The sequence below is a fragment of the Clostridium isatidis genome, assembly GCF_002285495.1.
GTDB lineage: Bacteria > Bacillota > Clostridia > Clostridiales > Clostridiaceae > Clostridium > Clostridium isatidis.
In genome coordinates this window covers 2,747,501-2,755,000 of sequence record NZ_CP016786.1, presented here as the reverse complement: position 1 = coordinate 2,755,000, position 7,500 = coordinate 2,747,501, and the positions used below count along the sequence as shown (strand labels likewise).

The 7,500-nt window shown below is 31.9% G+C and carries 5 protein-coding genes and 2 rRNA genes (2 of these 7 only partly in view); 5 read left to right on the top strand and 2 right to left on the bottom strand.

Annotation, left to right across the window (positions count from 1 at the left end; translation table 11 throughout):
• Nucleotides 1-915: ribosomal RNA gene (locus tag BEN51_RS13040) — 23S ribosomal RNA — on the top strand (it extends 1,991 nt beyond the left edge of the window).
• Between the two features lie 52 nt (nucleotides 916-967).
• Nucleotides 968-1,084: ribosomal RNA gene (gene rrf / locus BEN51_RS13035) — 5S ribosomal RNA — on the top strand.
• A 230-nt stretch (nucleotides 1,085-1,314) separates the two neighbouring features.
• Here the strand turns inward: rrf and BEN51_RS13030 are convergent.
• Nucleotides 1,315-2,541: an ABC transporter permease subunit gene (locus BEN51_RS13030; RefSeq protein WP_119866433.1), complete on the bottom strand. Its 1,227-nt coding sequence runs from the start codon at nucleotides 2,539-2,541 to the stop codon at nucleotides 1,315-1,317.
• Nucleotides 2,541-3,449, bottom strand: a complete 909-nt coding sequence (locus tag BEN51_RS13025; RefSeq protein ID WP_119866432.1) for an ABC transporter ATP-binding protein — start codon at nucleotides 3,447-3,449, stop codon at nucleotides 2,541-2,543. The genes BEN51_RS13030 and BEN51_RS13025 overlap by 1 nt, the downstream gene beginning before the upstream one ends.
• A gap of 356 nt (nucleotides 3,450-3,805) precedes the next feature.
• Here BEN51_RS13025 and glgB point away from each other — a divergent pair, with 356 nt between their 5' ends.
• The 3 genes in view from glgB to BEN51_RS13010 are tightly spaced (at most 38 nt apart) and all read left to right on the top strand, a layout consistent with a single transcriptional unit that may run on beyond the window.
• Nucleotides 3,806-5,791: a 1,4-alpha-glucan branching protein GlgB gene (gene glgB, locus BEN51_RS13020; RefSeq protein WP_119866431.1), complete on the top strand. Its 1,986-nt coding sequence runs from the start codon at nucleotides 3,806-3,808 to the stop codon at nucleotides 5,789-5,791.
• 13 nt (nucleotides 5,792-5,804) lie between these two features.
• Nucleotides 5,805-7,283 carry a glycogen synthase GlgA gene (glgA, locus tag BEN51_RS13015; RefSeq protein WP_119866430.1) on the top strand — a complete coding sequence of 493 codons (1,479 nt, stop codon included), beginning with the start codon at nucleotides 5,805-5,807 and terminating at the stop codon, nucleotides 7,281-7,283.
• Nucleotides 7,284-7,321: 38 nt separating this feature from the next.
• Nucleotides 7,322-7,500, top strand: partial view of a glucose-1-phosphate adenylyltransferase gene (locus BEN51_RS13010; protein ID WP_119866429.1) — the 5' portion only. The gene runs 1,048 nt beyond the window's last position; only the first 179 of its 1,227 coding nucleotides appear in the window; its start codon is at nucleotides 7,322-7,324; its stop codon lies beyond the right edge, outside the window.

Here is a 7,500-nt window from a genome sequence, read left to right as displayed (position 1 = left end):
GGCACTGTCTCAACTGCAAATCCGGCGAAGTTGTAGTGCGAGTGAAGATGCTCGCTACCCGCGATTGGACGGAAAGACCCCGTAGAGCTTTACTGTAGCTTAGCATTGAGTTTCGATATTGTCTGTACAGGATAGGTGGGAGACTGGGAAACTGGGGCGTCAGCCTCAGTGGAGTCGTCCTTGGGATACCACCCTGATAGTATTGGGATTCTAACTGGACGCCATGAAGCTGGTGACAGGACATTGTTAGGTGGGCAGTTTGACTGGGGCGGTCGCCTCCTAAAAAGTAACGGAGGCGCCCAAAGGTTCCCTCAGAACGGTCGGAAATCGTTCGTAGAGTGTAAAGGCAGAAGGGAGCCTGACTGCGACACCCACAAGTGGAGCAGGGACGAAAGTCGGGCTTAGTGATCCGGTGGTACCTCGTGGGAGGGCCATCGCTCAACGGATAAAAGCTACCTCGGGGATAACAGGCTGATCTCCCCCAAGAGTCCACATCGACGGGGAGGTTTGGCACCTCGATGTCGGCTCGTCGCATCCTGGGGCTGAAGTAGGTCCCAAGGGTTGGGCTGTTCGCCCATTAAAGCGGCACGCGAGCTGGGTTCAGAACGTCGTGAGACAGTTCGGTCCCTATCCGTCGCGGGCGTAGGAAATTTGAGAGGAGCTGTCCTTAGTACGAGAGGACCGGGATGGACTGACCTCTGGTGTACCAGTTGTTCTGCCAAGAGCATAGCTGGGTAGCTAAGTCGGGAAGGGATAAACGCTGAAAGCATCTAAGCGTGAAGCCCCCCTCAAGATGAGATTTCCCATAGCATAAGCTAGTAAGACCCCTTGAAGAACACAAGGTTGATAGGTTAGAGGTGTAAGTATGGTAACATATTTAGCTGACTAATACTAATAGGTCGAGGGCTTGACCAAAATAATAATGGCTATATTCATGTGCAATTTTCAGAGAACAAGTTCTCTGAAATCTGGTGACAATGGCGTAGAGGAAACACTCCTTTCCATTCCGAACAGGACAGTTAAGCTCTACAGCGTCGATGGTACTGCAGGGGAAGCCCTGTGGGAGAGTAGAACGTTGCCAGGTTATAAAAGACTTAAGAATAAATTCTTAAGTCTTTTTTCTTATCCAATAAAAAATATAAAATAAAGCAAAAGTTATTAACATAAGTAAATAGAAAAATAAGTTTTGCTGTTGATAACTTTTTAAGTTATTAATATCAATGTGAATATTTAATTGTGAATAGTAAAAAAAGAAGATTGTTATCAATCTTCTTTTTTTGGAACAGTAATTATGTTTTTTTAATTTTGAATTGTTTATATTAGGATATCTTTTTTAGTAAAATTAATATGAGATACTAAATAAGAAACAATTATTGTTAAAGCTAAGCAAATAATTCCATTAGTTATTGTTAGTTTTTCGTTATTATACATTAAAGGCAGTTTAGATGATACTAAGCTATAACTATTAGCATAAGTTGTAAATAGTAGATGACTATAATTTTTTAATGTTCCAATTACTTGTGTTCCTATAGACAAGAATATTGTTAATATAACAGATATAGCCATAGATGTCATACTACTCTTAAATATTGTAGAAAACATAAAAATTACACTACAGCAGGCGATTATAAATATTGCTTGATATCCTATTGTTCTAATAGCCAAATCAAAATTAGTTATCATTTCTGAAGTCTCAGGAATTTTCTCGAGAACCATTTCTCCATATTCTGGGTTAAAAACTTTTTCGTACTGTTGTCCTACTCTAGTTGGATAGTTTGCTGCATTTATGTCAGAAGTTAAATTTACAAAGGTCATTCCAATTATTTCTGGTATTATTATTAAAGATAAAACTGTAATTATAGAAACTATATATTTAGAAAACAAAATTTTAGCTCTAGAAACAGGCTGTACTAGTAAAAACTTAAGGGTTGGAGGAGTTGATTCTCCAGAAAGAATATCACTCATAAATACTGCAATACCAGCAACTAAGAGTCCTATTCCTAATAGCATACTTAAGCCTTCAAGGAAATTATATTCTTGGTATTCCCATCCTTTAAGTGGAACTATATTGTTTGTCTTTAAATATTCAAGAGTTTCTAATTCTTCTTGAAGACTTAAATAATCACTTCTGTATCTTTCCTTTGTTCCATTTTCCTCATATTCTTTAATAGCTCTTTTAATATTAGCTATAGACATATCTAATTCTATCTTCCAGGAATCTTCACTAACTCCTTCTTTTAATATCTTTTTATTTAATTCTAGATTTTGCTCATAATATTCTATGGAAGATTTTATAGATTCTACCCAAGCTTCATCTCCAGAAGCTTCTGCCTCTTTTAATTCATCCTTATAATAAGCTAATTGTTCTTGAGCTATTTGAATTTGATACTCAGGTGAATTAATTTCCTTCATGTTCTGTTCACCTTTCCAAGTAGCATAGACTGTTAGAGCAATAAACATAAGGAATAAAATAAAAACAATCCAGGTTTTGCTTCTTTTAAATATTTTTATGAACTCATTTTTTATAAGGTTTAGTAACATTATCTTATTCCTCCTTCAACTAATTCCATATATCTTTGTTCAAGACCTTTTCGTAACTTAAATACTTCATCTATATTGTAGTTATTATTAACAAGGTATTTTATAAGTTCAGGAGTTTTATTTGAAAGAATTATAAGTTCAAATTTATCATCTATTTTTTTTACTGATTTTACATAATCTAAAGCAGACAGTATATTTGAATTAATATTTTCAAGGATCTTTAAGGAAATAATATCTGTTTCTGTTTCCATTGAATTATTAATAATACTTTCTACAGATTTAATTACTCCATTATTAATAAAGGCTACTCTATCACATAAGTTTTGAACCTCTGATAAAATGTGAGAGGAAATAAATACTGACATTCCTCTTTCCTTAGCAGCTTTTTTAACTATTTCTCTAAAATCGATTATGCCAGAAGGATCTAACCCGTTAGTTGGCTCATCTAAGATAAGCAGTTTTGGATTAGATAATAAGGAAGCTGCTAAACCTAAACGTTGTTTCATACCTAAAGAATATTTCCTCACTTTATCATCGATCCTGTTTTCAAGCCCCACTAATCTTATAACTTCATTAACTTCTTCTTTTGGAACTTTTCTAATTCTTGCAATTTGCATTAGATTTTCTCTTCCAGAAAGATACTTATATAATTCAGGATTTTCAACTACTGCACCAATTTCTTTAAGTGCATTTTCAGTATCTTTTTGTAAATCATAACCGCAAATTGATATATTTCCTGAAGTAGGTTTTATTAGTCCTACAAGCATTCTAATAGTTGTAGTTTTTCCAGCACCATTTGGCCCTAAAAATCCGAATATTTCACCTTCTTCAATGGAAAAACTAATATCTTTTATAATATCTCTTTTTCCTATGGTTTTTTTAAGATTTTTTACCTCTAAAATTTTCATTACTTACCTCCTTGTTTATTGTTTAAGGTCTTATTAAAAGTATGGCTAGTTTTAAAATAAATAATTAAAACTTGTTTTTAATTTTAAAGGATAAATCTTAATATGAGACCTGTTAAAATCTTAAATTAACCTTAATAAAATATTAAAAGTAAATAAGAAAATGCTTTGTCAAATTATAAGAAAGGAATAGGAAAAATCAGAGAAAATATCGAGAAAATAAATCTGTTAAGGAGAAATATGATAAAAAAAATAGCAATATAAACATTTTTAGGAAATATAGAAAAACGAAATATATGGGAATAAATGGAATGTGATGGTATAATTATTTACACAAACAAGGCAAAGGAGGAGATAATATGTCACAGGCAGCAAAAAGTAAAGTTAAAAATGGACAACTTTTACAAGAAGATATTCAGTTATTTCATGAAGGTAAGAATTATGCAAGTTATCGTTTTATGGGTGCTCATATTATATCTGAGAATAGAAAAAAAGGAGTAAGGTTTACAACTTGGGCACCAAGGGCTAAGGAAGTCTATGTTGTAGGAGAATTTTGTGACTTTGAGCCAAGTGAAGAATTTAAAATGGAAAGAATAAATGATAAGGGCTTATGGTCATTATTTATACCAAAACTAAAAGCTGGAAGTATTTATAAATATTATATTGTTAATAATTCTTTAGAAAATGGCTTTTATAAAAGTGATCCATATGCAAGATATTCAGAACTCAGGCCTAATACAGCTTCAGTTGTTAGTGATGAAATAAAATTTAAGTGGACAGACAGAAAGTGGCTTAATAGAAGGAAAAAAATTGATCCTTTTAAGGAACCTATTAATATTTATGAAATGCACCTTGGCTCTTGGAAGCATAATAATGGGGAATTTCTTACATATGAAGAATTATGTAATGAATTGCCTAAATACCTAGTAGAAATGGGATATACCCATGTTGAATTTATGCCAATTATTGAACATCCTTTAGATGCATCCTGGGGCTATCAGGGAACTGGATATTATTCAGTAACTAGCAGATATGGAGATCCTAAGGGGTTAAAAGCTCTTATAAATGAGCTTCATAAAAATAATATTGGAGTTATTTTAGATTGGGTACCAGGGCATTTTTGCAAGGATGCACATGGATTATATAAATTCGATGGTACGCCTACTTATGAATATGAGGAAGAATGGAAAGCAGAAAATAGAGGCTGGGGAACAGCAAATTTTGATTTAGGAAAACCAGAAGTTATAAGTTTTTTAATTTCAAATGTTCTTTATTGGCTAAGGGAGTTTCATATAGATGGAATAAGAGTGGATGCAGTATCTAATATTTTATATTTAGATTATGGTAGAAAAGAAGGTGAATGGAAGCCTAATAAATATGGTGGTAATGGATCCTTAGAAGGAATAGAATTTCTAAAAAAAATGAACGCAGCCGTTTTTAGTGAATTTAACAATATACTTATGATTGCTGAAGAATCTACAACTTGGCCAAATGTGACTATGCCGATACATGTAGGAGGACTTGGTTTCAATTTTAAATGGAATATGGGTTGGATGAACGATACTCTAAAATATATTGAAGAGGATCCAATATACAGAAAATATGCCCATAATAATATTACTTTTTCTATGATGTACAATTACTCAGAAAATTTTATCCTTGCATTATCTCATGATGAAGTTGTTCATGGTAAAAAGTCTTTAGTTGATAAAATGTGGGGAGATTATTGGAATAAATTTGCCGGTCTTAGACTATATTTAGCATATATGATGGGTCATCCGGGAAAAAAATTAGCTTTTATGGGATATGAATTTGGACAGTTTATAGAGTGGAGAGAATATGAGGATTTAGAATGGGAATTGATAGATAAATATGAAATGCATAAAAAGACTCATGATTATGTTAAGACTTTAAATAGATTTTATAAGGAGAATAAGGCTCTTTATGAGTTGGATTATGAAAGAGAAGGTTTTGAATGGATAGATCCTGATAATAGGGATCAAAGTATTTTTTCTTTTATAAGAAGAGGAGTTGATAAAGAAGATACATTAATTTTTATATGTAATTTTACTCCTATTGTATATTATGATTTTAAACTTGGAGTACCACATTTGGGAGAATATAAAGAGGTATTTAATTCAGATAACAAGTTATTTGGAGGATCAGGGCAAATAAATGAGGAGCCTTTTATAGCAGTAGAAGATAAATATCATAATAGAGATTACTCTATAACAATTAAAGTTCCACCTATGGCAGCTATGATTCTTTCCTATAAGGAGTTTGAGATAGATGATAGCTTAGAAGATATAAATAGTAAAGAAATAGCTATAGACAGTAATAATTGAAAGGAGGAGTAATATGAAGGTTTTAATTGCAGCATCAGAAGCTCACCCCTTAATAAAAACGGGTGGGCTGGGAGATGTCATAGGTGCCTTACCAAAGGCACTAAAAAAGTTAGGTGTAGATGTAAGAGTCATAATGCCTAAGTATAAAGACATAAGAAAAGATATAGTAGAAAATTTAAAGTATCTAAAAAACTTTAATGTTAAGGTTGGTTGGAGAAACCAATATTGCGGAATACTAGAATATGATTACGAAGGTGTTAAGTTTTATCTTTTAGATAATGAATATTATTTTAAAAGAGATGGATTATATGGATATTATGATGATGGAGAAAAATTTGCTTTTTTTGATAGAGCAGTTTTAGAATTTATAAAAAATATAGACTGGGTACCAGATATAATACATTGTAATGACTGGCAGACAGGCATGATACCAGTATTGCATAAATTAGAATATATGAAAGAAGAAAAATTTAAAAATATAAAAACAGTATTTTCTATTCATAATTTATTTTTTAAAGGAATGTTTTCAAAGGAAGTTTTGCCAGAACTTTTTGGATATGATTATGAAACTTTTAATAATGGAAGTTTGGAGCATTATGGAGCTGTTAGTTTTTTAAAAGGAGCTATTAATTACTCAGATAAAGTTACTACAGTTAGCAAAACATATTCAGAAGAAATAAAGACAGAGGAATATGGAGAAAAATTAGATGGATTATTAAGATATAGAGGAGATTCTTTAGAAGGAATTGTTAATGGAATAGATTATGATGAATATAACCCATTAGAGGATAAATATATATATGAAAATTATAGTGTAGATACATTATATAAGAAGATAATTAATAAGAAATGTTTGCAGGAAGAATTAGGCTTAAAAGTAAATGAAGAAATACCTATGATTGGTATGGTTTCAAGATTAACTCACCAAAAAGGATGCGACTTAATATTAAATATTCTTGAAGAATTATTAAGAGAAGATGTTCAAATAGTTGTTTTAGGAACTGGAGACTGTCTTTATGAGGCGAGTTTCAGGGATTTTGAAAGAAGACATGGAGATAAATTAAGTGTAAATATAAGGTTTAGTAATGAACTTGCCCATAAAATATATGCAGCTTCAGATTTATTTTTAATGCCATCATTATTTGAACCTTGTGGACTTGGACAATTAATAGCTTTAAGATATGGAGCTTTACCTATAGTTAGAGAAACAGGAGGATTAAAGGATACTGTAATTCCATATAACAAATATACTGGTGTTGGAAATGGTTTTGGCTTTAGAAATTATAGAGCTGATGAATTATTAATGATAACTAAGTATGCATTAGAAGTATATAGAGATAAAAAAGCTTTTGAAAGATTAAGAGTACAAGCTATGAATTCTGATAATAGTTGGGAAAAGTCTGCTAAGGAATATTTAAGATTATACAGTAATCTTACTGGAGAAATAAACTTTAAAGATATAGTAGAAGAATTAGATAAAAGTTTTGTTTAGGGGATAATAATGTTTGTTTTAAGGGGGATATGGATTTTATGAGAAAGAAAGAAATAATTGCAATGATTCTAGCAGGCGGGCAAGGATCGAGATTAGGTGTGTTAACCAAGAATATAGCTAAGCCAGCTGTACCATTTGGAGGGAAGTATAGAATAATAGATTTTCCTTTAAGCAATTGTTCAAATTCGGGAATATATACAGTTGGTGTTTTAACTCA

Bases quoted from the DNA above. Each gene is read 5' to 3' on its own strand.
- BEN51_RS13030 (WP_119866433.1), bottom strand. From the start codon at position 2,541: ATGTTACTAAACCTTATAAAAAATGAGTTCATAAAAATATTTAAAAGA.
- BEN51_RS13025 (WP_119866432.1), bottom strand. From the start codon at position 3,449: ATGAAAATTTTAGAGGTAAAAAATCTTAAAAAAACCATAGGAAAAAGA.
- glgB (WP_119866431.1), top strand. From the start codon at position 3,806: ATGTCACAGGCAGCAAAAAGTAAAGTTAAAAATGGACAACTTTTACAA.
- glgA (WP_119866430.1), top strand. From the start codon at position 5,805: ATGAAGGTTTTAATTGCAGCATCAGAAGCTCACCCCTTAATAAAAACG.